This is a genomic window from Haematobacter genomosp. 1 (assembly GCF_002196855.1).
Lineage (GTDB): Bacteria > Pseudomonadota > Alphaproteobacteria > Rhodobacterales > Rhodobacteraceae > Haematobacter.
The window spans coordinates 42,644-65,172 of record NZ_NIPW01000003.1; the positions used below are offsets into that span (position 1 = coordinate 42,644).

22 protein-coding genes and 1 pseudogene are annotated in these 22,529 nt (G+C 67.2%); 11 read left to right on the forward strand and 12 right to left on the reverse strand.

What is annotated here, in order from left to right; all coding sequences use genetic code 11:
* The first annotated feature begins 1 nt into the window (after position 1).
* Genes flhA through CDV49_RS00330 form a run of 4 tightly spaced genes read left to right on the forward strand, consistent with a single transcriptional unit; the run spans position 2 to position 4,249 of the window.
* On the forward strand, positions 2-2,089 hold the full coding sequence (flhA, locus tag CDV49_RS00315; protein ID WP_088213594.1) for a flagellar biosynthesis protein FlhA: 2,088 nt from the start codon (positions 2-4) through the stop codon (positions 2,087-2,089).
* On the forward strand, positions 2,086-2,865 hold the full coding sequence (locus tag CDV49_RS00320) for a flagellar biosynthetic protein FliR (protein ID WP_088213595.1): 780 nt from the start codon (positions 2,086-2,088) through the stop codon (positions 2,863-2,865). Before flhA ends, CDV49_RS00320 begins: the two co-directional genes overlap by 4 nt.
* Positions 2,862-3,935 carry a flagellar type III secretion system protein FlhB gene (flhB, locus tag CDV49_RS00325; protein WP_088213596.1) on the forward strand — a complete coding sequence of 358 codons (1,074 nt, stop codon included), beginning with the start codon at positions 2,862-2,864 and terminating at the stop codon, positions 3,933-3,935. Before CDV49_RS00320 ends, flhB begins: the two co-directional genes overlap by 4 nt.
* A complete protein-coding gene (locus CDV49_RS00330) occupies positions 3,932-4,249 on the forward strand; it encodes a hypothetical protein (protein WP_088213597.1) in 318 nt (105 codons plus the stop codon). The genes flhB and CDV49_RS00330 overlap by 4 nt, the downstream gene beginning before the upstream one ends.
* Before the next feature lie 96 nt (positions 4,250-4,345).
* Here the strand turns inward: CDV49_RS00330 and CDV49_RS00335 are convergent, their stop codons facing one another.
* The 9 genes from CDV49_RS00335 to CDV49_RS00375 are packed head-to-tail and all read right to left on the reverse strand — an operon-like array spanning position 4,346 to position 8,808.
* Positions 4,346-4,795, reverse strand: coding sequence for a flagellar basal body-associated FliL family protein (locus CDV49_RS00335; protein ID WP_088213598.1), 450 nt, complete (start codon positions 4,793-4,795; stop codon positions 4,346-4,348).
* Positions 4,796-4,804: 9 nt separating this feature from the next.
* On the reverse strand, positions 4,805-5,533 hold the full coding sequence (flgH, locus tag CDV49_RS00340) for a flagellar basal body L-ring protein FlgH (RefSeq protein WP_088213599.1): 729 nt from the start codon (positions 5,531-5,533) through the stop codon (positions 4,805-4,807).
* On the reverse strand, positions 5,530-5,964 hold the full coding sequence (gene flgA / locus CDV49_RS00345; RefSeq protein ID WP_088213600.1) for a flagellar basal body P-ring formation chaperone FlgA: 435 nt from the start codon (positions 5,962-5,964) through the stop codon (positions 5,530-5,532). Before flgA ends, flgH begins: the two co-directional genes overlap by 4 nt.
* The gene (gene flgG, locus CDV49_RS00350; protein ID WP_088213601.1) at positions 5,964-6,749 is read right to left on the reverse strand and encodes a flagellar basal-body rod protein FlgG; all 786 of its coding nucleotides are present in this window, start codon (positions 6,747-6,749) and stop codon (positions 5,964-5,966) included. The genes flgA and flgG overlap by 1 nt, the downstream gene beginning before the upstream one ends.
* Before the next feature lie 9 nt (positions 6,750-6,758).
* The gene (locus CDV49_RS00355) at positions 6,759-7,481 is read right to left on the reverse strand and encodes a flagellar hook-basal body complex protein (RefSeq protein ID WP_088213602.1); all 723 of its coding nucleotides are present in this window, start codon (positions 7,479-7,481) and stop codon (positions 6,759-6,761) included.
* Between the two features lies 1 nt (position 7,482).
* On the reverse strand, positions 7,483-7,749 hold the full coding sequence (locus CDV49_RS00360; RefSeq protein ID WP_035741853.1) for a flagellar biosynthetic protein FliQ: 267 nt from the start codon (positions 7,747-7,749) through the stop codon (positions 7,483-7,485).
* Complete coding sequence (gene fliE, locus CDV49_RS00365; protein WP_035709173.1) at positions 7,749-8,030, reverse strand: flagellar hook-basal body complex protein FliE; 282 nt, start codon at positions 8,028-8,030, stop codon at positions 7,749-7,751. The genes CDV49_RS00360 and fliE overlap by 1 nt, the downstream gene beginning before the upstream one ends.
* Before the next feature lie 8 nt (positions 8,031-8,038).
* Positions 8,039-8,428, reverse strand: a complete 390-nt coding sequence (flgC, locus tag CDV49_RS00370) for a flagellar basal body rod protein FlgC (protein ID WP_035741849.1) — start codon at positions 8,426-8,428, stop codon at positions 8,039-8,041.
* Entirely contained in the window at positions 8,428-8,808 is a 381-nt protein-coding gene (locus tag CDV49_RS00375; protein ID WP_179209074.1) for a FlgB family protein, read from the reverse strand. The genes flgC and CDV49_RS00375 overlap by 1 nt, the downstream gene beginning before the upstream one ends.
* A 79-nt stretch (positions 8,809-8,887) precedes the next feature.
* Between CDV49_RS00375 and CDV49_RS00380 the strand changes: the two genes are divergently transcribed.
* Positions 8,888-10,186, forward strand: coding sequence for a FliI/YscN family ATPase (locus tag CDV49_RS00380; protein WP_088213604.1), 1,299 nt, complete (start codon positions 8,888-8,890; stop codon positions 10,184-10,186).
* Between the two features lie 134 nt (positions 10,187-10,320).
* On the forward strand, positions 10,321-11,079 hold the full coding sequence (locus CDV49_RS00385) for an SDR family oxidoreductase (RefSeq protein WP_088213605.1): 759 nt from the start codon (positions 10,321-10,323) through the stop codon (positions 11,077-11,079).
* A gap of 528 nt (positions 11,080-11,607) precedes the next feature.
* On the opposite strand, the pseudogene mutS reads toward CDV49_RS00385, so the two are convergent.
* A pseudogene (mutS, locus tag CDV49_RS00390) lies at positions 11,608-14,233 on the reverse strand (DNA mismatch repair protein MutS).
* A gap of 133 nt (positions 14,234-14,366) precedes the next feature.
* Between mutS and CDV49_RS00395 the strand changes: the two are divergent.
* Complete coding sequence (locus CDV49_RS00395) at positions 14,367-15,248, forward strand: ribokinase (protein ID WP_088213679.1); 882 nt, start codon at positions 14,367-14,369, stop codon at positions 15,246-15,248.
* Between the two features lie 410 nt (positions 15,249-15,658).
* Here the strand turns inward: CDV49_RS00395 and CDV49_RS00400 are convergent, their stop codons facing one another.
* Positions 15,659-16,882, reverse strand: coding sequence for an argininosuccinate synthase (locus CDV49_RS00400; RefSeq protein ID WP_088213606.1), 1,224 nt, complete (start codon positions 16,880-16,882; stop codon positions 15,659-15,661).
* A 170-nt stretch (positions 16,883-17,052) separates the two neighbouring features.
* On the opposite strand from CDV49_RS00400, the gene CDV49_RS00405 reads away from it, so the two are divergent.
* From CDV49_RS00405 to CDV49_RS00415, 3 genes are read left to right on the forward strand one after another with little or no spacing between them, the layout of a single operon-like run.
* Complete coding sequence (locus CDV49_RS00405) at positions 17,053-18,477, forward strand: sensor histidine kinase (protein ID WP_179209075.1); 1,425 nt, start codon at positions 17,053-17,055, stop codon at positions 18,475-18,477.
* A gap of 42 nt (positions 18,478-18,519) precedes the next feature.
* Positions 18,520-19,770 (forward strand): threonine ammonia-lyase IlvA, encoded by a 1,251-nt coding sequence (gene ilvA, locus CDV49_RS00410; protein WP_088213680.1) that lies wholly within the window; start codon positions 18,520-18,522, stop codon positions 19,768-19,770.
* Between the two features lie 21 nt (positions 19,771-19,791).
* A complete protein-coding gene (locus CDV49_RS00415) occupies positions 19,792-20,796 on the forward strand; it encodes an aldose epimerase family protein (protein WP_088213608.1) in 1,005 nt (334 codons plus the stop codon).
* On the opposite strand, the gene CDV49_RS20030 is transcribed toward CDV49_RS00415, so the two are convergent.
* Positions 20,714-21,088 carry an Hpt domain-containing protein gene (locus tag CDV49_RS20030; RefSeq protein ID WP_143413090.1) on the reverse strand — a complete coding sequence of 125 codons (375 nt, stop codon included), beginning with the start codon at positions 21,086-21,088 and terminating at the stop codon, positions 20,714-20,716. The two genes, CDV49_RS00415 and CDV49_RS20030, sit on opposite strands and share 83 nt — an antisense overlap.
* Before the next feature lie 134 nt (positions 21,089-21,222).
* On the opposite strand from CDV49_RS20030, the gene CDV49_RS00420 reads away from it, so the two are divergent.
* Positions 21,223-22,512, forward strand: coding sequence for a PP2C family protein-serine/threonine phosphatase (locus tag CDV49_RS00420; RefSeq protein WP_256947169.1), 1,290 nt, complete (start codon positions 21,223-21,225; stop codon positions 22,510-22,512).
* The last annotated feature ends 17 nt before the right edge of the window (positions 22,513-22,529 follow it).

Here is a 22,529-nt window from a genome sequence, read left to right on the forward strand (position 1 = left end):
CATGCCCGCGAAATTCGACCTTAAGCTCGTCTTTCATCCCACGGTCCTGCTCGCCGTCGCCTTGATGGCGGTGATCGTGATGATGGTGCTGCCTGTGCCGGCCTTCGTGCTGGACATCGGGCTGGCGGCTTCCTTCGCGCTGGCGATCCTGATCTTCACCATCACGCTGTTCATCGAACGGCCGCTCGACTTTTCCGCTTTCCCGACGATCCTGCTCGCCACGCTTCTGCTGCGGCTCTCGCTCAACGTCTCCTCGACCAAGCTCATCATCGGGCAGGGCCATACCGGGACGGCGGCAGCGGGCCATGTGATCGAGGGGTTCGCCATGTTCGTGATGGGCGGAAACGTCTTTCTGGGCGTGGTGATCTTCTGCGTGCTCATGATCGTCAACTTCATGGTCATCACCAAGGGCGCGGGCCGCATGGCGGAGGTCGGCGCGCGTTTCGCGCTCGACGGGATGCCGGGCAAGCAGCTCGCCATCGACAGCGACATGGCGGCGGGTGCCATCGACCATGCGGAGGCCAAGGCGCGGCGGGAGCGGGAACTGGCGGAGACCACGTTCTTCGGCTCGCTCGACGGGGCCTCCAAATTCGTGAAGGGCGATGCGGTCGCGGGCCTCATCATCACGCTTCTGAACATCTGTGTGGGGCTGGCCGTCGGCATCGGCCTGCACGGCATGGACATCGGCGGCGCGTTCCGAACCTATGCGATCCTGACGGTGGGCGATGGCCTCGTGTCGCAGATCCCCGCCGTGATCGTTTCCGTCGCCGCCGCACTGCTGCTCTCCCGCGGTGGCTCCAAGGGCGCGGTCAACCTCGATTTCTTCGGTCAGCTCGGGCGCTACCCCGCCGCACTTGCCACGGTGGGCGGGTTGATGGCGTTCTTCGCCCTTGTCCCCGGCATGCCGTTTCTGCCCTTCATGACGGGGGCGGCGCTGCTTGGCCTTTGCGCCTGGATCGGCCTCCGGCGGGAAAAGCGCGCCGCGGAACCGGCTCAGGGACCGTCAATCGTCGAGAAGCCGGCTGAGAAGTCCCTGGGCGATATTCTGGAGCTGGATGACATCCATGTGGAGTTCTCGCCCACGCTGATTTCCATGGTGCTCGATCCCTCTTCGGGTCTGGATGCACGCATCGGCAACATGCGCCGTCATGTCGCCGCGACATTCGGCCTGATCCTGCCGGAGATCCGGCTGACGGATGATGCAACGTTGCCCCCGGGCGGCTATCGGATCCGCATTCAGGGCGTGGAGCAGGCCGCCGATCGGCTGGAGGCGGACAGGGTTCTGGCGCTGATGCCCGGCGGCTCGGAGGAGGCGCTGATGCCGGCCGGGGACGATGTGCGGGAGCCGGTCTATGGCGCGCCCGCCCGCTGGCTTCTCCCCTCCCGGCAGGAGGAAGCCGCGATTGCCGGCGCCACGGTCGTCTCTCCGCCGGAAGTGCTTGCAACCCACATGCTGGAGGTCATCAAGCGGAACTTCGGTCGCCTGCTGACGCTTCGCCAGCTTCGCCGGGTGCTGGACGAGATGACAAACCTTTCCGACAGCACGCGGGCGGAGGCCAACCGCCGGCTGATAGATGAGCTTGTCCCGGAGCGTGTGCCGATGGACCTGCTGCTCTCCGTGCTCAGGCTTCTGCTGGAGGAGCGTGTCTCGATCCGCAACATGCCGGTGATTCTCGAGACAATAGCCGAAGCGAAAACTGCGCTGCCGAATGCGGAAGCGGTCTGCGAATACGTCCGTCAGCGCCTCGGGTTTCAACTCGTGGCCGAGTTGCGCCGCCCTGACGGCACCATACCCCTCGTGCAGCTTGCGCCGGAGTGGGAGCAGAGCTTTGCGACCTATGAGCTGGGCGGTACTGGGGGGCAGGTGGCCCTGCCGCCCGATCTGTTCAACCGGCTCGCCAACGGCATCGCGGAAAAGCTGGCGCGGGCGGGGGAGACGGGGGTGCATGCCGCCGTCATCACCTCGCCGCTGCGGCGGCGGTTCCTGCGCACGGTGATGAGCGCACGTGGCCTCTCCGCGCCCGTCCTGTCGTTCGACGAGATCGGCTTCGACGCGCGTCCCTCCCTCGTCGGGCAGGTTCCGGCATGACGCTGGACGCGGCGCTGCTCGACCTGGTCCTTTCCCTGCGGGAGATGTTCCTTGCCGGTTTTGCCGTTTTCCTCCGCGTTGGCGCCGCCATGGCGCTCCTGCCCGCCTTCGGCGAACAGTCGGTGCCGGTCCGCATCCGTCTGGTGCTGGCGCTGGCCTTCACGGCGATCGTTCTGCCGCCTGTTGCCGACAGGGTGGCCGCCATCGCGACGGAGGAGGCCCTTCTCGGCCTGCCGCTGCTGACGGAGACGCTGATCGGTCTTGCACTTGGCGCGGCGCTGCGGCTCTTTGTTTTCGCCCTGCAAACCGCGGGCGCGATCGTCGCGCAAACGATCTCGCTGGCCCAGATGTTCGGCACGGTGGGCGAGCCGCAGCCTGTCGTCTCCCATCTTCTGACCGTTGCGGGTCTGGCTCTCGCCGTGACGATCGGACTTCACGTGCGCTTCGCGGAATATCTTATCCTGTCCTACGACCTGCTACCCGCGGGGGGGCGTCCGGTTGCTGCGGAGATGACCCGTTGGGGAGTGGCGTTGATCGCGGAAAGCTTCTGGCTGGCCTTTTCCCTTGCCCTGCCCTTCGTGATCGGGGGCACGCTCTACAACCTTGCAATCGGGGCGATCAACCGCGCGATGCCGTCGCTCATGGTGTCTCTGGTCGGCGCGCCGGCACAGGTGCTTGGCGGGATCGCGCTTCTGGCGCTGCTCGCGCCCGTCATGCTGGGCGTCTGGATCGGGCGGTTCGCCGAATTCCTCTCCGCACCGTTCGGCATGCCATGAGCGACGATGCCGAAAAGGAACATGAGCCGACACAGAAACGGCTCGACGACGCGCGCAGGAAGGGGGAGGTCGTCCGGTCTGCGGATATCGGCACGGCGGCGGCCTATGGCGGCCTGCTGCTGGCAGGGCTGTTTTCAGGACACGCGGCGGTCGATGGAATAGGGACGCTCGGCAGCCTGCTGCTGGGGCAGGCGGACATGGTGGCGGAAGGGCTTGTCGCCACGCCGGAAGGGGGCATGTCTGGCGTCATGTTGTCCGCCGTCCGATCGGTCGCCCCCTTTTTTCTTCTCCCGGCGGCGCTGGTGCTGCTCGCAACCCTTGCACAACGGGCAATGATCTTTGCACCATCCAAGATCGAGCCAAAACTTTCACGCATCTCGCCCCTTGCCAATGCGAAGCAGAAATTTGGCCCCACCGGGCTGGTCGAATTCCTGAAAAGCTTCATCAAGCTCCTTCTCATCGCGGGACTGCTCGGCGTATTTCTCTCCAACCGCATGTCGTTGCTCCTGACCGCGCCCCATCTGGCGCCCGCTCAAGGAGCCGGCCTGCTGGGGGAGCTTCTTCTGGCGTTTCTTGTCCCGATCCTCACGATCGCGGTGGTTTTCGCGGTGCTGGACTATCTGTGGCAGCGTTTCGATTTCCTTCGCCGCAATCGCATGACGCGGAAGGAAGTAACGGACGAGATGAAGGAGCAGGAGGGCGACCCTCATATCCGGCAGCAGCGTCGCGCCAAGGCGGAGGCGATCGCCACGAACCGCATGATGGCCGATATGCCGAAGGCCGATGTGGTGATCGTCAATCCCACGCATTATGCCGTGGCGCTGAAATGGTCGCGGAGCGAACCTGGACCGCCGCTCTGTCTTGCCAAGGGTGTCGATGAGGTGGCTGCCCGTATCCGCGCCATGGCGGCGGAGCATGGTGTCCCGATCCATAGCGATCCGCCCACGGCCCGGGCCCTTCATGCAACGGTGGAGGTTGGTACGCGTATCCGGCCGGAGCATTACCGGGCGGTTGCCATCGCTATCCGGTTTGCCGAACGCGTGCGGGCCGCACGGAGGACGGGCGCATGAAAAGGGACGTGCTTCGACTGGAGCATCTTGCGGGCCTCCGGCTCGATCTGAAACTGAACGCGCTCCGTCGGGAGACGGAGGCTGCGGAGACGCTTCGATCCGAGATGCGGCATCTGGCCGATAGCGCGCTGCTGGCGCGTCGGGACGATCAGCGGCTGGGCGAACGTCACGCTTTATGGATCAGACAACGCATGGAGACGCTGAATATGGACCTGGCAAACCGGCTCGTGCGCATCGAGGAGGCCCGGGAGAGCGCGATGCGGGCCTTTGGTCAGAAGGATGCGCTTTCCCTTCTCGCGGCGAAGGACAAGTGATCGCCGCGAGATCTGCCGGAGTGGATCGGGGTAGGTGCATCTTGTAGCTAGGGAACTGCCGGGCAGCAGGGCGGGAGCCCCCGGGCAGGGCTGCGGCTATCTGCTGTCCTGCCGGACGATGTCGGTGACGAGCACGTCCAGAGCATCCGGCCCCACGACGCCCCTGGCCGCCTCGCCCAATGCCGCGCGAAGCGCGATCATCGGGCCGCCTTCGGTAAAGGCCCCGTCGAAACCGCCGGTATTCGCGTGATCGAACAGAACCTGCAAAAGCGCATCGCGAAGCTTCGGCTCGTACCGGTGCACGACATCGCTCCGCCCCTGCGGCACTTCCACGCTGAGGGAGAGCACGATGAGCGCCCGCGTTTCACCTTGCCGGATCACCGGGACCACGAACTGGTTGTTGAGCCGGGCATAGTCACGCAGCGCTGGCGGGGGAGGCGGGGCCGGTTCCTCCTCCGTCGGTGCCGGCCGGAGCGCGATGCCGGCAGCGACCCCTCCGGCAAGACCGGTGACGCAAAGCAGGATCGGGAGAAGAAGGCGCTTCATGGTTTCTCCTCAGAACGGCAGGACAATGTCGCTGATCTGCTGGCCGTAGCGCGGCTGCTGAACATCGGTGATCTGACCGCGCCCGCCATAGGCGATCCGAGCGCCTGCGATCTTGTCATAGGCGATCTCGTTCTGGCGGGTGATGTCATTGGGGCGGACATAGCCGGTCACCAGAAGCTCCCGCAGCTCGAAGTTCACCCGTACCTCCTGACTGCCCTCGATTCGCAGCACACCGTTGGGCAGGCGCTCGACCACCGTGGCCGCCACGCGGAGCGTGAGTTTCTCCTGCCGTTTGACGGAGCCGTTGCCCTTGTAGTTGCTGGCCGAGCCGGTGGAGATCGCCTCCGCCATGCCCGCGCCTTCGGGAAGCTTTTCGTTCAGACGCTGGGGAAGGCCGAACAGCTGCGGTATCCCCATCGTGTCGGACCCCTGCCGGGAGCGCCCCGTGGTGTTGGAGATCTCCGCCCGGTCATCGATTTCGATCACCACCGTCAGGATATCCCCCCGCATGCCCGCGCGCCTGTCGCCCAGCAGCGATTCGCGCCCCCCGTTCCAGAGCGAGGCGGCGGGGGCCTGCCCCTCCCGCGCGTCGGTATGGGAGGGGAGCGCATACATCGCCTGCATCTGGTAGGTGTCCTCCACCGGCTTGAAAGCGGGTGCGCGCCCGACCTCCGCCATGCGCCCGCAAGCGGCGGTCAGCGGAAGCAGAATCAGGGTGGCGAGAACTCGGTTTTTCATTGCGTGTAATCCTTGGGAGTGCCGCCGACATGCACAGTCCCGTCCGGGCCGGCGATGCCGGTCACCGTGGTGCGCGAGGCGAGATTGAGAACGCGGACATCCTCGCCCGGGGCGGCACGGCCGAGCGCGCGGCCTTCGGCGCGAATGAGCAGCCCGCCTTTCCGCCAGGCAAGGGGCACGATCTGATTGCGCTCCACCACGGCGGCCGGTGCGATGTCGCCGGGACGAATCGGGCGTCCTGCATAGATCGCCACACGGGCCTCGAAACCGATGGCATCGCCTGGGTCGGTAAGCGCGCCGGGCACGACCTCTGCCGAAAGCGCGAGATCGGTCGGCGCGATGACGCTTGTCGCGCGGATCGTATGTGCCGCGACCAGCGCCTCCGCTCCCGCGGGGGAAGCTGCCAGAAGAAGGAACACCGCCAGCCGCATCAGCGCACCTGAGCCGTCGCTGCCATCATCTGATCCGCCGCTGTCATCACCTTGGCGTTCAGTTCATAGCCGCGCTGTGCCTCGATCAGCTGGGTCACTTCGCGCACGGCATCGACGGTGGAGCTTTCCAGATATCCTTGCCGCAATGTGCCCAGCCCATCTTCGCCGGGATTGCCGGGAAGCGCAGGGCCGGAGGCTTCCGTTTCCGTGAACAGGTTGGAGCCCATCGCCTCCAGCCCCTTTTCGTTGGAAAACCCTGCAAGCGTGATCTGGCCCAGCATCTCGGGCTCCACCCGGTCGCTGAAATAGGCATAGACCTCTCCCGCCGCATTGATGGAGATCGTCCGCGCATCGGTGGGAATGGTGATGCCCGGGGCAACTTCATGCCCCTCCGCCGTGACGATCAACCCTTCGGCGGAGCGCTTGAGCCCCCCGTCGCGCGTGTAGGCCGCCAGCCCGGAGGGCAGTGTGACTTCGATGTAGCCGCGCCCCTCGATGGCAATGTCGAGATCCCCCCCCGTCTGCGAGAGGGTGCCCTGGGCGATCTGCACTGATACGGCGGCAGGACGAACCCCGAGGCCGAGCTGCACACCCGCGGGCACGATTGTCCCGTCGGCGGCGGTGATCGTTCCGGGTCGCGTCATCTGCTGATAGTGGAGGTCGGCGAATTCTGCCCGCCGGGCGGCGTAGCCGGTCGTGTTCATGTTGGCGAGGTTGTTCGACGTGACCTCCACCCGCATCTGCTGGGCGGTCATGCCGGTCGCGGCGATCTGAAGTGCACGCATCTCTCTCTCCTATCGGCCGAGCGTCTGGACGACGACGCGGATGCGCCCGTCCTCCATCTCGAGGAAGCTTTGTCCCATCTCGTAGGCGCGCTGGACGGCGATCATCCGCGCGATCTCCGAGATCGGGTTGACGTTGGAGCCTTCCAGATGGCCCTGCAGAAGCCGCGCTCCGTCTTCCGCGACGGGTTCTGCGCCGCCTTCTGGGATTTGGAGCCTTGCACCCGCCAGCTGGCTCCGGCCGGGATCGACGGGCTGCCACAGGCCGATGCGGGTGAGCGGCGTGCCATCCGCGGCGAGCGTGCCATCCGGCGAGAGCGTCACGGCACGGGCTTCCGCCGGGACAAAGACCGGGCCGCCGCCTTCGTCGAGCAACCGGTCCCCCTCCGGCGTCACAAGCTCCCCTTCGGCATTCGGCGTGAAGTGACCCGCGCGGGTGAGCGCCTGACCGTCCGGCGTTTCCACTAGGAAATAGCCGTCCCCCTCGATGGCGAAGTCGTAGGTGCCCCCTGTCGCCGTGATCGCGCCTGCGCGCGGGTCGATGGTGCGGCCATGGGCCGTCGCCATGGACAGGACCTCTCCGGGCTGACCCGAGCGCTTCACGTGTTCGGAGAACACCAGCCCTTCGCGCCGGAACCCGGTGGTGGAGGCATTGGCGATATTGTTGGCGATCACATCCATTTCGCGCGTCAATCCGCGCTGGCGGGTGAGGGCGACATAAACGGGGGTGTCCATCCTATCCTCCTGCGATCAGGGGCACGATGCGGTCGGTGAAAAAGCTCACCAGCGTTTCGGTCATGAAGCTCATCGACACCCAGAAGACGACGAGCATCGCCGCCAGCTTCGGCACGAAGGTCAGCGTTGCCTCCTGCACGGAGGTGAGGGCCTGAAAGAGCCCGATCACCACGCCGGTGACCAGCGCCACGCCCAGAAGCGGCGCGGCTGTCAGCGCCGCGATCCAGAGCGCCTGCCGGAGCGTGTCGTAAAGGACGGTATCCGCCATCAGACCGGCATCCTGAGGATTTCCTGATACGCCTCCACCACCTTGTCGCGCACGGCCACGACTGTCTCCACCGCCGTCTGCGAGGCGGAGAGCGCCTGCACCAGGGCGTGGGCGTCCGCCTTGCCGCTCAGGGCGGCGGTGGCCGTCTGCTCGCCTTCGGAAAGCACGCGAGCAAAGTCCTGCGCGGCGCCGAGCAGGCCGCCCGCGCCGCCCGGTTCGGGGCGGGTCGCGGGGCGGGCGGTGTCATAGCCACGGATGGCGAGGGAGGGGGTCAGGTCCATCTGGTATCCTATCGGCGGAGAAGGTCGAGTGCTGCGGAGGCCATCTGCCGGGCCTGATCGAACATGCGCAGGTTGGCCTCGTAGCTGCGCTGGGCCTCACGTGCGTCGGCGATCTCCACCATCAGATCGACGTTGGAGCCATCGTAGTAGCCCGAGCCATCGGCCATCGGATGCGCGGGGTCATGGATGCGCTGAAGCTCCGAGCGATCAAGCCGCGTGCGGGAGAGATGCACCTGCCCGGCCTCCGCGCCGCGCATTTCCGCTTCGAACGCGGCGGTCTTGCGGCGGTAGCCGGGTGTATCGGCATTGGCGATGTTCTGGGAGATGTTGCGCAACCTGCCGGCCTGCGCCTCCATCCCGGAGGAGGATACGGCGAGGATCTGCTTCAGGTCCGCCATCAGCCCGCCTTCCCGAGGCTGGCGCGGATGATGCCGCCCGCGCTGCGATAGACGGCGAGCGCGAGGTCATGGCTGTGACGGATCTCCGCCGCCGTCACCATCTCACCCTCCAGCGAGACGGTATTGCCATTGGGCGCAGGCTCCCCTCCCTTGTCCACGGGGCTGCGGAGGCTGGAGAGCCCCTCCGGCTGATGGCCCGCCCGTGTGACGGCCATCGGCATGTCGCCCCGCTCGACCAGTTCGGCGAAGGGGCGCAGGTCGCGGGCGCGGTATCCCGGCGTATCGGCATTGGCGACGTTCTCCGCCACCATGGCCTGCCGGGCGGCGGCGTGATTGGCGAGCGCGCCAGCGAGTCGCGACAGTGCAAGTCTTTCGAACATCGGCGTTTCTCCCTCTCTCGGCGAAACCAAGCTTTAAGAGTGATTCCTTTAAGAATGGTAAGAGCCGCAGGAGAATCCGATGTCGCCCCCCGAAATCCTTCTTTCCAGGATCGCAGCCATTCCCGTCACCCGTCCCGTGGGGAGGGTCGTTTCCGTCAGCGGCGCGCTGATCGGTGTGGGCGGGCTGCCGCGAAGGGCCGCGCTGGGTGACCGGGTGGAGTTTACGCGCGCGGGGCTGGCGGGTGAGATCGTCTCGCTCACGCAGGAGGGCGCGGGCGTGCTGCCGGAGAAACGGCCGGAGGGGTTGGCCGTCGGCGATCTCGCGCTCTGGGAGCAGGGGAGCGGCATCGCCCCGGATGAAAGCTGGATCGGCAGGCTGGTCGATGCCTCCGGCAAGCCCCTGGACGGGCGGCCTCTGGGATCGGGGGTGCGGGCGCGGGACTATGCCGCCGCGCCGCCCGATGCGGCCCTGCGCCGGCCGCTGGGCACCCGCATGGAGACGGGTCTATCCGTATTCAACACGCTGCTGCCCCTCGTGCGCGGGCAGCGGATCGGGCTCTTTGCGGGGTCGGGCGTGGGCAAGTCCACGCTGCTGGCGGCGCTGGCACGCCATGTTGCCGCCGATGTGGTGGTGGTCGGGCTGGTGGGTGAGCGGGGGCGCGAGGTCCGCGAATTCGTCGATCACGTATTGGGGCCTGACGGGATGGCGCGGGCGGTGGTCGTCGCTGCGACATCCGACCAGTCGCCCCTCCTCCGGCGCCGCGCGGCCTGGACCGCGATGGCCGTGGCGGAGCATTTCCGCGACGCGGGCAAACAGGTGCTCCTCCTGATGGATTCGGTCACCCGCTATGCCGAGGCGCACCGGGAGATCGCGCTTGCCTCCGGCGAACCGCCGAGCCTGCGGGGCTTCCCGCCCTCCACCAGCCAGATGATCACGGCATTGGCCGAGCGGGCGGGGCCGGGGCCGAAGGGCGCGGGCGACATCACCGCGATCTTCAGTGTGCTCGTTGCCGGGTCCGACATGGAGGAGCCGGTTGCCGATATTCTGCGCGGCGTGCTGGACGGCCATGTGGTGATGGACCGCAGCATCGCCGAGCGCGGACGCTTCCCGGCCATCGACCTGCTCCGCTCCGTCTCCCGCAGCCTGCCCGCCGCCGCAAGCGCCGAGGAGAACCTGCTGATCGGGGAGGCGCGGCGGCTCCTTGGCGCCTATGACCGGGCGGAGATGATGATCCAGGCGGGGCTGTATGTGCCCGGCTCCGATCCGCTGGTCGATCGCGCCATCGCCGTCTGGCCCGCGCTCGATGCCTTTCTGGCGGAGCGGGCGGAGGATGGAACGGCGGCAAGCTTCGCCCGCCTCGCAGCGATTCTGGCCTGAGCCACGGGACCATCCGCCGGGACCATTCGGGGAGACCATCCGCGGGGACCAGTCGCGGGGGGGGGCCGCTTTTGCTTGTGTTGCCCGCCGTGTCGCGGAATACCTCGGGTCGCAATCCGTGAAAGGAGACAGCCATGCCCACCATCCTCATCACCGGGGCGACCGCCGGTTTCGGTCAGGCCACCGCCCGCCGCTTTGCGCGCGCCGGGTGGTCCGTCGTGGGCACCGGCCGGAGGGAGGAGCGCCTCCGCGCGTTGGCCGAGGAGATCGGCCCGGCTTTCCACGGCCTCGCCTTCGACATCACCGATCCCGCCGCCGTCGCTGCGGCGCTGGACAGCCTGCCCGACGCGTTTGCCGCCATCGACCTGCTGGTGAACAATGCAGGCATGGCGCTCGGCACCGCGCCTGCGCCGGAACCGCCGCTCGCGGACTGGCAGGCGATGGTGGAGACGAACGTGTCGGGCCTCCTCGCCGTCACGCACAGGCTGCTGCCGGGGCTGATCGCGCGGAAGGGCATGATCGTGAACCTCTCCTCCATCGCCGCGCACTGGCCCTATCCGGGGGGGAATGTCTATGCCGCCACCAAGGCTTTCGTGCGGCAGTTCTCGCTGGGTCTGCGGGCCGATCTGCACGGCACCGGGGTCCGGGTCACCTCGCTGGAGCCGGGGCTGTGCGAGAGCGAGTTCACGATGATCCGCACCCGCGGCAATCAGGCGGCCTACGACGCGCTTTATGAAGGGGCCGATCCGATCCAGCCGGAGGATATCGCCGAAACGATCCACTGGCTCGCCACCCAACCGCCGCATCTGAACTTCAACAGCATCGAGATGATGCCTGTCAGCCAGTCCTGGGCGCCGCTGCGCGTTCACCGCCGCGAGACGGACAAGGCCTAGCAGGCGGCTGAAAAAGGATTTTTGGCCTGTGTTGGAGCGGAAATCCTTCTCCATCTGACGAAATCCAGCCGGAAATCGATATACGTCCGGGCGTTTCCGGGCCGATTTTCCGATTCCGGAGGCGTAGGCATCACATTTCAGGATTTTTTCAGCAGCCTGCTAGCGCACCCGCTCCGCCGGGGGTCGCGGGGGGCGGCCCCCGCGCCTTGCCGCCTGCTTGCCGGACGGACGGGGTAGCGGCGGGCATACCGCCTCTTTCCTGTCGTGAACCCGCCCGCCCTTCGCCTGCGGCGTCGGGCGGAGAGGGGCCGGGAGGACGGGTGTCCGGTCCGTCCTGTTGCCGAACGATGCCGGACTGTCCTGCCCGGGGCGTTGCCGGAGCGCAGGTCTTGCCGGTGAAGCGCTGCCTCCCACCCTGCCACCGGTCGGAACGCTGCGGGTCAGCCTACGGGATTGCCGGACGGAGCCTCCCCTGAACAGGCCGGACCCGGCGGCAACCTTTTATCAAAGCCCCGGGGAAGGGTGGCGTCAGCCGGCGGTCAGCAATGCCTTCAACCGATAGAGGGCCTCCAGCGCCTCGCGCGGGGTGAGGGCGTCGGGCTCGATCTCCTCAAGCGCGCGCCTCACCCCGTCGGGCGTCTCGACCGCGACCGGCGGTGCGGGCCGCGCGGCAAAGAGCGGCAGGTCCTCCACCATGGCGCGCCGATGGCCGCCGCCCTCGCGGTCCCCCTTCTCCAGCGCCTCGAGCAGCACCCGCGCACGGTCCACCACGACAGGCGGCAACCCCGCGAGGCGCGCGACCTGCACGCCATAGGACCGGTCCGCCGCGCCCTCCCGCACCTCGTGCAGGAAGATCACCTCCCCCTGCCACTCCCGCACGGCGACGGTGGCGTTCCTGAGCCCGGGCAGCTTCGCGGCAAGTCCTGTCATCTCGTGGTAATGCGTAGCGAAAAGCGCGCGGCAGCGGTTCACCCCGTGCAGATGCTCGAGGGTTGCCCAGGCGATGGAGAGGCCATCCCATGTCGCGGTGCCGCGGCCGATCTCGTCCAGAATGACCAGGGCGCGGTCATCCGCCTGATTGAGAATTGCCGCCGTCTCCACCATCTCCACCATGAAGGTGGAGCGCCCGCGCGCCAGATCATCCGCCGCGCCCACGCGGGAGAAGACCTGGCTGACCAGCCCGACATGCGCCGCGCGGGCCGGGACATAGCCGCCCGCCTGAGCCAGAATGGCGATCAGCGCGTTCTGCCGGAGGAAGGTGGATTTCCCGGCCATGTTCGGCCCGGTGACGAGCCAGATCGCCGCCCCCTCCGCCCCGTCGGAGAGGGCGCAGTCATTGGCGATGAAGGGCGTGCCCTGCCTGCGGAGCGCCCGCTCCACCACCGGATGCCGCCCGCCCTCCACCCGGAAGGCACGCGAGGCGTCCACCACCGGCAAGGCCCAGTCCGCCTCGATCGCCAGAAGGGCGAGCGCCCCGGAGAGGTCGATCTCCGCCAGCGCCCGTGCCGCCTCCCCGATCGGTCCCGCAGCGGCGAGGACCGCCTGACGCAGCCTCTCGAAGATCCGCTTCTCGATCTCCAGCGCCCGGTTTCCGGCATTGAGGATTTTCGTCTCCAGCCCGCCGAGCTCTACCGTGGTGAACCGCACCTGACTGGCCGTCGTCTGGCGGTGGATGAAGCGGGTGTTCAGCGGCGGGGCCAGCATCCTTTCCGCATGGGTGGCGGTCGTCTCGATGAAATAGCCCAGCACGTTGTTGTGCTTGATCTTCAGCGAGCCGATGCCGGTTTCCGCGGCGTAATCGGCCTGCATCCCGGCGATGACGCTCCGCCCTTCGTCCCGGAGCTTGCGCGCCTCGTCGAGTTCCGCGTCCTGCCCGGTCGCCACAAAACCGCCGTCGCGGGCAAGAAGCGGCGGCTCGGCGATCAGCGCCGCCTCCAGCAGCCCGATCAGCGCCCCATGCCCGCGGAGCGCCCCGGCCGCCCGTGCGAGCCGGCTGGACGTGCTGTCGGCGAGCAGCGCAGCCAGAGCCTCAGCTTCCGCGAGACCGTTGCGGATCGCCGCCAGATCCCGCGGCCCGCCCCGGTCGAGCGCCAGCCGCGACAGGGCGCGGTCCATGTCGGGCACCTTGCGGAGCCTGTCGGCCAGCCTGTCCGCCAGCGCGCGATCCTCCACCAGCAGCCGCACCGCTTCCTGCCGGGAGGCGATTTCCCCCAGATCGCAGGAGGGGCTGGAAAGCCGCCGCTCCAGCAGCCGCGCGCCGCCCGCCGTGATGGTGCGGTCGATGGCGGCGAGCAGGGAGCCCTCCCGCCCGCCGGACAGCGCCTCCGTCAGTTCGAGGTTCCGCCGCGTCGCCGCGTCGATCTGCATGGCGCGGCGCGCTTCCTCCCGCACCGGCGGGCGGAGAAGCGGCATCCGCCCCTTCTGCGTCAGGTCGAGGTAATCGACGAGCGCCCCCAGCGCCGCGATCTCCACCCGCGAAAACGCCCCGAACGCGTCGAGCGAGGCCCGAGGCCACCCGCCACAGCGCGCACAGCCGCCGCTCCGCCGCCGCGCTGTCAAAGCTCGCGCGCGGGCGCGGCGTGGCGACCCCACCGGCCTCCACCACGACCGGCTCCCATTCCGCCTCCCGCGCGTCGGAGATCAGCACCTCCCGCGGGCGGAGCCGGGCAAGCTCCGGGGCAAGCCGCACGGGCGGGCAGGCGGTCACGCCCAGCTCGCCGGTGGAGATGTCCACATAGGCCAGCGCGCCCTCCTCCCGCATCTCGGCATAGGCAGCGAGGAAGTTGTGCCGCCGCGCCTCCAGCAGGCTCTCCTCCGTCAGCGTGCCGGGGGTGACGAGGCGCACGATCTCCCGCCGCACGACGGATTTTGAGCCGCGCTTCTTCGCCTCCGCCGGGTCTTCCATCTGCTCGGCAATGGCGACGCGAAAGCCCTTGCGGATCAGCGTGAGCAGATAGCTCTCCGCCGCATGGACGGGCACGCCGCACATGGCGATATCCTCGCCCAGATGCTTGCCCCGTTTGGTCAGCGCGATATCCAGCGCCGCCGCCGCCTGACCGGCGTCGTCGAAGAACATCTCGTAGAAGTCACCCATCCGGTAGAACAGCAGGGCGTCGGGATGCCCGGACTTGATCTCCAGATACTGTGCCATCATCGGCGTGACGGAGGTATCGTCGCTGGCCACGGTCTCTCCTCGTGTTTCCGGCTGCGGAACCTACAAACCGGCGCGGGCGGGGGAAAGGCGAAATCCCGTTCACGGCGGCGTGCCGCCGCGCTATCTATCGGGCATGACGATCTGGAATCTGGGCTCGATCAATATCGACAAGGTCTATCGCCTGCCGCGGCATCCCGCGCCGGGGGAGACGCTGGCAGCTCTGTCCTATGCGACGGGGCTGGGGGGCAAGGGGGCGAACCAGTCCGTCGCCGCGGCGCGGGCGGGCGGGCGCGTCCTGCATCTCGGCGCCGTGGGCGAGGATGGCGGCTGGACATTGGAGCGGCTGGCACTCGCCGGGGTGGACGTGTCACGCGTCGGCATCGGGGCGGAGGCCACGGGCCATGCGGTGATCCTGGTGGCGGAGGATGGCGAGAACATCATCGTCATCCATCCCGGCGCGAATCGCGAAATCCCCGCCCATGCGGTGACGGAGGGACTGGCCGAATCGCGTCCGGGCGATCTTCTGCTGATCCAGAACGAAACCTCCGCGCAGGAGGCCGCTGCCCGTGCGGGGCGGGACAGGGGGCTTCGCGTCGCCTATTCGGCCGCGCCCTTCGAGGTGGAGGCCGTGCGCGCCGTGCTGCCCTATCTCTCCCTCCTGCTCCTGAACGAGCTGGAGGCGCAGCAGCTTGAGCAAGCTCTGGGGCAGCCACTCGCCACGCTGGGGATACCCGACATCGTGGTGACGAAGGGGGCGCGCGGTGCGAGCTGGATCACGGAAGGGGAGGAGATTGTGAGCGTCCCGGCCCATTCCGTCGATGTGGTGGATACGACCGGCGCGGGGGATTGCTTTGCGGGCTATCTTGTCGCGGCGCTGGATGAGGGCGCCGCGCCGGAGGCCGCCATGCGCCTTGCCGCCGCGGCGGCCGCGGTGCAGGTCGGGCGTCCCGGCGCCGGCGATGCCATGCCCTCCCGCATGGAGGTGGAGGCGTTTCTGGCCGCGCGCGGTCTCTAGCGGGCTGCGGGAAAAGTCCTGAAGCGTCATGCCTATGTGCCGGAAATCGGAAAATCTGCCCGGACGTATATAGATTCCGGCTGGATTTCGTCAGATTGCGACCGATTTCCGCCCCAACATGCCAAAAGCCTTATTCAGCAGACTGCTGAAAAATTCCGAAGTCTCATGGCAATGGAAATCTGCCCGGGAATGCTCCGCATTGTGCAGATTCCGGCTGAATTCCCTCAGATTGCGAAGGATTTCCGCTCCGGCGCCGACCTTAAGGCCTTTCAACAGCCTGCTGGCTGCTCTGCGCTCCCGCTTTGCAGGCAGCCGGCGGCGCGATCCTTGGCGTTGTGAAGGGGGATTTCCGGCATTTCAGCCGGGGGAGGGAGGGCCGGCGCGGCCCTCCCCGGGGGATCCTGCGGGGCTCAGTTGCCGCGCGCGTTCCGCGTGGCGATCAGTTTCAGCCGCAGCGCGTTCAGCCGGATAAAGCCCGCCGCGTCCTTCTGGTCATAGGCGCCCGCGTCATCCTCGAAGGTCACATGCGCCTCCGAATAGAGCGATTCGTCGGACCAGCGCGCAACCGTCCGCGCGGAACCCTTGTAGAGCTTCACCCGCACGGTGCCGGAGACATGCTCCTGGCTCTTGTCGATGAGCGCCTGAAGCATCTCGCGCTCCGGGCTGAACCAGAAACCGTTGTAGATCAGCTCCGCATAGCGGGGCATGATCGAATCCTTCAGGTGTCCCGACCCGGAATCGAGGGTGATTTGCTCGATCCCGCGGTGTGCGACCAGCAGGATGGTGCCGCCCGGGGTTTCATAGATCCCGCGGGACTTCATGCCCACGAAACGGTTTTCCACCATGTCGAGACGGCCGACGCCATGCTTGCCGCCCAGCTCGTTCAGCCGGGTCAGGATCGTGGCCGGGCTGAGACGCTCGCCGTTCAGCGCGACGGCATCGCCCTTCTCGAAGGTGATCTCCACGTATTCCGCCTCGTTCGGCGCATCCTCGGGATCGACGGTGCGCTGATAGACGTATCCCGGTGCTTCCTCGCCCGGATTCTCCAGCACACGCCCCTCGGAGGAGGTGTGGAGCAGGTTCGCATCGACGGAGAACGGCGCTTCGCCCCGCTTGTTCTTGGCGATCGGGATCTGGTTCGCCTCAGCGAATTCCAGAAGCTTGGTGCGGCTGGTCAGCGACCATTCGCGCCAGGGTGCAATCACCTTGATATGCGGGTTGAGCGCATAGGCCGACAGCTCGAACCGGACCTGGTCGTTGCCCTTGCCGGTTGCGCCATGGGCCACGGCATCCGCTCCGGTCTGCTCCGCGATCTGGACCAGACGCTGGGCGATCAGCGGCCGCGCGATGGAGGTGCCGAGCAGATACTCCCCCTCATACAGCGCATTCGCCCGGAACATCGGGAAGACGTAATCGCGGACGAATTCCTCGCGCAGGTCTTCGATATAGATGTTGGCGGGGTTGATCCCCAGCATCTCGGCCTTCTGGCGCGCGGGCTCGAGCTCCTCGCCCTGACCCAGATCGGCGGTGAAGGTGATGACCTCGCAGCCATACTCGGTCTGGAGCCATTTGAGGATAATGGACGTATCGAGCCCGCCCGAATAGGCGAGGACGACTTTTTTCGGTGCGGACATTGGGATTTTCCCCGGCGAACAACAATCCGCGCGGGTCTATGCCCTTTGAGCGCGAGGCTCAAGGAAAAGCGTCAGCAGGGCTTGAAGGAGGCCGCTCCTCCTTTAGTGTTTTCATGGCAGGCTGGCGCGGGGTGGGAATGTTTTCGGCGGACACGGAATGCGCGCGGCTCATGCGCGACCTTGACTGGTCGGCCAATCCGCTGGGGCCGCCCGAAACGTGGCCGACGGCGCTCAGGACGCTTGTGGGGATCATGCTCGGCTCCCGCCAGCCGATGTTCGTTGCCTGGGGTCCGCAGGAGATCATGCTGTACAACGACGCCTACGCACCCCTTTGCGGCGCGCGCCATCCGGCGATCGGCGTGCCCTTTCAGGTTCTCTGGGCGGATATCCTGAACGATGTCTATCCGATCCTGCAGGCCGCCTATGAGGGGCGCTCGACCCATATGGAGGACATCCGCTTCCTCATGCACCGCAACGGCTACCCGGAGGAGACGCATTTCTCCTTCTCCTACACGCCGGTCCGGGATGAGCGGGGCGGGATCCCCGGCATGTTCTGCGCCTGCGACGAGATCACCGAACAGGTGCGCCAGCGGCGCGCGCAGGAGCAGGAGCGGGCGCTGCTTTACGAGGCCCTGCGCCTTTCTCCCGGCGCGACGGCCCTTGTCATGGGGCCGGATCATGTCTTCGCTTTGGCCAATGAGCGGTTTCTTTATCTCTGCGGCAAGGATTCCGGCATCATCGGGAAGCCCACCGCCGAGGTTCTGCCGGAGATCGTGGAACAGGGTTTCATTCGGCTGATGGATCAGGTCTTTGCTACCGGAACGCCGTACGAGGGCCGCGACCTCCCGATAGATCTGCTGCATGACGATCATGCCGAGATGACGCGCCATTACGTCGATTTCGTCTATCAGCCCTTCGCCGACCCCATGACGGGGACGCGCGGCGTGCTCATTCAGGGCATCGACGTCACCGACCGGCGGGAGAAGGAGGAGCGGCAACGGATCATCGCCAACGAGCTGTCGCACCGGATGAAGAATCAGCTCGCCGTCGTGCGGGCCGTGATCTCCCAGACGATCCGCCGGGCAAGCGACACGCGGGAGGCGGCGAAGGTGATCGACGGGCGTCTGATGGCGCTCGGCCGGGCGCAGAACCTGCTGCTCAACGCCGAGGCGGAGGAGAGCACCGTGGCCGCCGTCGTCCGTGCCGCGCTGTCGCCCTATGACGAGGCGAAAAGCGCGCGCTACAGCCTGAGCGGGCCGCATGTCGTGCTTGGCGGGCAGCTCGTGATGAGCCTGTCGCTCGTTGTGCATGAACTCGGAACCAATGCGCTCAAGCATGGCGCGTTTTCCGTGCCCGAAGGGCATGTGGATATCGTCTGGGCGCTGGAGGCGCTGCCGGAGGGGCGGCTTTTCACCTTCGACTGGCGGGAGAGGGGCGGCCCCCCGGTTTCCGAGCCGCTGACAAAGGGGAGCGGCTCGGGGCTGATCGCGGCGGGGCTGGGCACTTTCGGCGGCGAGGTGATCATGGATTTCGCTCCGGAAGGCCTGCATTGCCGGATGAGCGCGCTTCTGGGCGGCGAGGGGATGATCGCCTGACGCGGCTTTACGTGCGGAAAGACCGGCGCTATTCGAATGGGCATGACCAGTTTCGCCGCCTCCGCCCGCTCCGCCACCGCCGCGCTCCGTGATCTCTTCCCGGAAACGCCGCTTCTGCGCAACGAACTGCTCTCCGCGCGGTATGACGCGGATATCTGGTTGAAGCGCGAGGATCTGACCCCTGTCCGGTCCTACAAGCTGCGCGGCGCCTTCAATGCGATGCGCAAGGTGATCGCCTCCAGCGGCGCGACCAGCGGGCATTTCGTCTGTGCGAGCGCGGGCAACCACGCACAGGGCGTGGCCTTCGCCTGCCGGCATTTCGGCGTGCGGGGCACGATCTTCATGCCGGTGACGACGCCGGATCAGAAGATCGAAAAGACCCGCATGTTCGGCGGCGACAATGTGACGATCGAGCTGACGGGCGACTATTTCGACCAGTCGCTGGCGGCGGCAAAGGAGTTCTGCGCCGAAATCCACGGGTATTTCCTGTCGCCCTTCGACGATGCCGACGTGATCGAGGGCCAGGCCTCGGTCGGGGTGGAGATCATGGATCAGCTCGACGGGCCTCCCGACATGGTGATCCTGCCGGTGGGCGGCGGCGGGCTTGCCTCCGGCGTGACGGGATATCTGCGCGAAGCCTCCCCGGAGACGACCTTCCGCTTCGTGGAGCCGCTGGGGGGGGCAAGCCTCCGGGCGGCGGTCAGGGCCGGACGGCCGGTGACGCTGCCCAAGGTGGACAGTTTCGTCGATGGCGCTGCCGTCGGACGGCTGGGCGATCTGACCTTCAGCCGCCTCCGCCATGTTCCGACGGACGACATCCTGCTCGCCCCGGAGGACCGGATCTGCACCACGATCCTCGAGATGCTGAATGTGGAGGGCATCGTGCTGGAGCCTGCCGGCGCGCTGTCGCTCGACGTCCTGCCTGAACTGGCCGACCAGATCCGCGGCAAGCGCGTGGTCTGCGTGACGTCGGGCGGCAACTTCGATTTCGAGCGGCTGCCGGAGGTGAAGGAGCGGGCGCAGCGATTCTCCGGCATCAAGAAATACCTGCTGCTCCGCCTGCCGCAGCGGCCGGGCGCGCTTCGGGATTTTCTGGGGCAGCTCGGCCCGCATGACGATGTGGCCCGCTTCGAATATCTGAAGAAATCCGCGCGGAATTTCGGCACGATCCTGATCGGCATCGAAACGCGCGCACCGGGCGATTTCGCCACGCTGTTTGAGCGGCTCGACGCAGCGGGCTTCGTCTTTACCGATATCACCAATGACGAGGTCGTGGGTCAGTTCCTGATCTGACATCCCGGCGCGGAGAGAGCCATGAGCCGTCGCATATTCGGAACCCTGCCCGATGGGACGCAGGTGGAGGCGCTGACGCTCAGCGGGGGCGGTCTCCGGGCCGAGGTGCTGACCTACGGCGCGGTGGTGCGCGACCTTCGGCTGGACGGCCATGCGCCCCCGCTGGTGCTGGGGTTCGAGACGCTGGAGGATTATCTCGGCCATTCGCGCAATCACGGCGCCACCTGCGGGCGGGTGGCGAACCGGATCGGCAACGGGCGGTTCTCTCTGGACGGGCGGGACTACGCGCTGGAGCTGAACGAAAAGGGCGTGACCCACAGCCATGGCGGCAGCCGCGGCATGGCGAAACGCGTCTGGAAGGTGGAGGAGCATGGAGCGGACCGGCTCACCCTCTCCATCCATGATCCGGCGGGGCAGGCAGGCTATCCGGGGGCCGTCGACTCGCTGTGCCACATGCGGCTTGCGGATGGCGGGCTGGAAATCACCTATGAATCGCGGGTGGATGCGCCGACGCTGGTGAACCTGTGCCACCATGGCTACTTCAACCTCGACGGCGGGCCGGACATCCTGAGCCACCGGATGCGCATCGACGCCGGGGCCTATCTCCCGGTGAACGCGCTGAAGGTGCCGACGGGAGAGATCGCGCCGGTGTCCGGCACGGCCTTCGACCTGCGGGACGCCACGATCCTTGGCGACAGGATGGCGGAGGCCGGCATCGCGTTCGACCACAACTTCTGTCTCTCCGAGGGCAGGGTCGATCTGCGCCCCGTGGCCTGGGCGGAAAGCCCCGCCTCCGGCGTGACGCTGGAGGTGCTGACCACCGAACCCGGCGTGCAGCTGTTCTGTGCGGTGGGGATGGTGATCGGCGTTCCGGGTCTGGGGGGCAGGGATTACGGCTCGGCTGCGGGCTTCTGTCTGGAGACGCAGATCTGGCCCGATGCAATCAACCATCCGGGCTTCCCCGATCTTGTGCTGCGCCCCGGAGAGGTGCGCCGTCAGGCCACGGTCTATCGGTTTTCGCGCTGACGGGCGGACCGTCGAGAAACGCGGCCAGCGACGCCTGCCAGAGGGACCGCAGGGTTTCCACGGTAAGACTACCCGGTGCCGCCTCTCCTTCCGCGCAGAGGCGGGCAAAGGCCGAAAACCCCATGTTGAGCGCGCTGCCCCGCAGGAAGTGACAGGCCTCCGCTCCCGCGTTCTCCTCCCTCATGGCCGCAAGCGTCTCCTCCACCTCCGCGCGGAACACGTCGATAAGGATGTCAAAGGTCTGGGTGGAGAGGTCGCGCCTCAACACCGCCACGCGCCGCCAGTCGATCATGCCGTCCTCCCGCTTCGGAAGCACCTTATGCGCAGGAGCTTAATGGCCGGTTACGCCGCCGAGACCGCTCGGTTCATCGCGCGTTAAGGGTTTCCTGCGATAGCTGGAGCGATTTCGGAGGAACCCCTTTGCCCATGCCCATGCCCATGCCCATTATGATGTCCCAGCCCGTCATGCCCCTTGCCCAGCCCCAGCGCTGGGGGGGGCGGACGGCGCTTGTCGTCGATGACAGCGGATTGCAGCGGCGGTTGCTGGCGGAGATGCTGACCGACTGGGGCTATGATGTACAGGAGGCGGAGACGGGGGAAGCGGCGCTGCTCCTCTCGCGTCAGCGGCGGTTCGATCTGGTCATCAGCGACTGGATGATGCCCGGCATGAACGGTCTCGACTTCTGCGAGGCGTTCCGGGCGCTGCCGGGGGAAAGCTACAGCTACTTCATCCTCGTCACCGCCAAGAGCGAGAAAAATGAGGTCGCCCACGGGCTGGATTGCGGGGCCGATGACTTCCTGACCAAGCCCGTAACCCCCGGGGAGCTCCGCGCCCGCATCGCGGCGGGAGAGCGGATCATCGACATGCAGCGGCGGCTCTCCGACAGCAACCGGCGGCTCAACGAGACGCTGGCGGAGGTGCGCGGCCTCTACAGCGCACTCGACCGTGATCTGGATGAGGCGCGCAAGCTGCAACAGGCGCTGGTGCGCGACCATTCGCGCGATTTCGGGCCAGCCGCCCTTTCGGTGCTCTTGCGGCCAAGCGGGCAGATCGGGGGGGATCTGGCGGGGTTCTTCCCGATCGGGCCCCGGCGGGTCGGGTTCTTCTCGGTCGATGTTGCGGGCCATGGTGTCGCCGCGGCGCTGATGATGGCGCGTCTTTCGGGGTTGTTCTCTCCGGGGGGCGGTGGCCAGAACGTGGCGCTGGTCCGCAACGAATACGGCACTCTCACCCCGCGCAGACCGCAGGAGGTCGCCGTCCACCTGAACCGGGTGTTTCTGGAGGAGATGGAGACGGAGCGGTATTTCACCATGATCTACGCCGACGCCGACATGGCCACCGGTTGCGTCACCTTCGTGCAGGCGGGCCATCCCAACCCGGCGATTATCCGGGCGAACGGCATGGTGGAGTTTCCGGGCGCGGGGGGCTTTCCCATCGGCCTGATCGCGGAGGCGGAGTACGAGGAGGTGACGGTGACGCTGCGGCCCGGTGACAGGATGCTGCTGCTCACCGATGGCGTGACAGAGTGCGGCGCGGCGGGACAGGGCGTGATGGAGGAGCATCTGGCCGACATCCTCCGCCTCAACCGGCAGCTTGCCGGGCGGAAATTCCTCGAGTCGGTGATCGCCGATCTGGCGGAGTCCGTCGGTGGCGCGGATTTCCCCGACGACATCTCATGCACGCTTTACGAGTTCGGCCGAAGGGAGGATGCCTAGCCCTCAGCCCTCAGCCC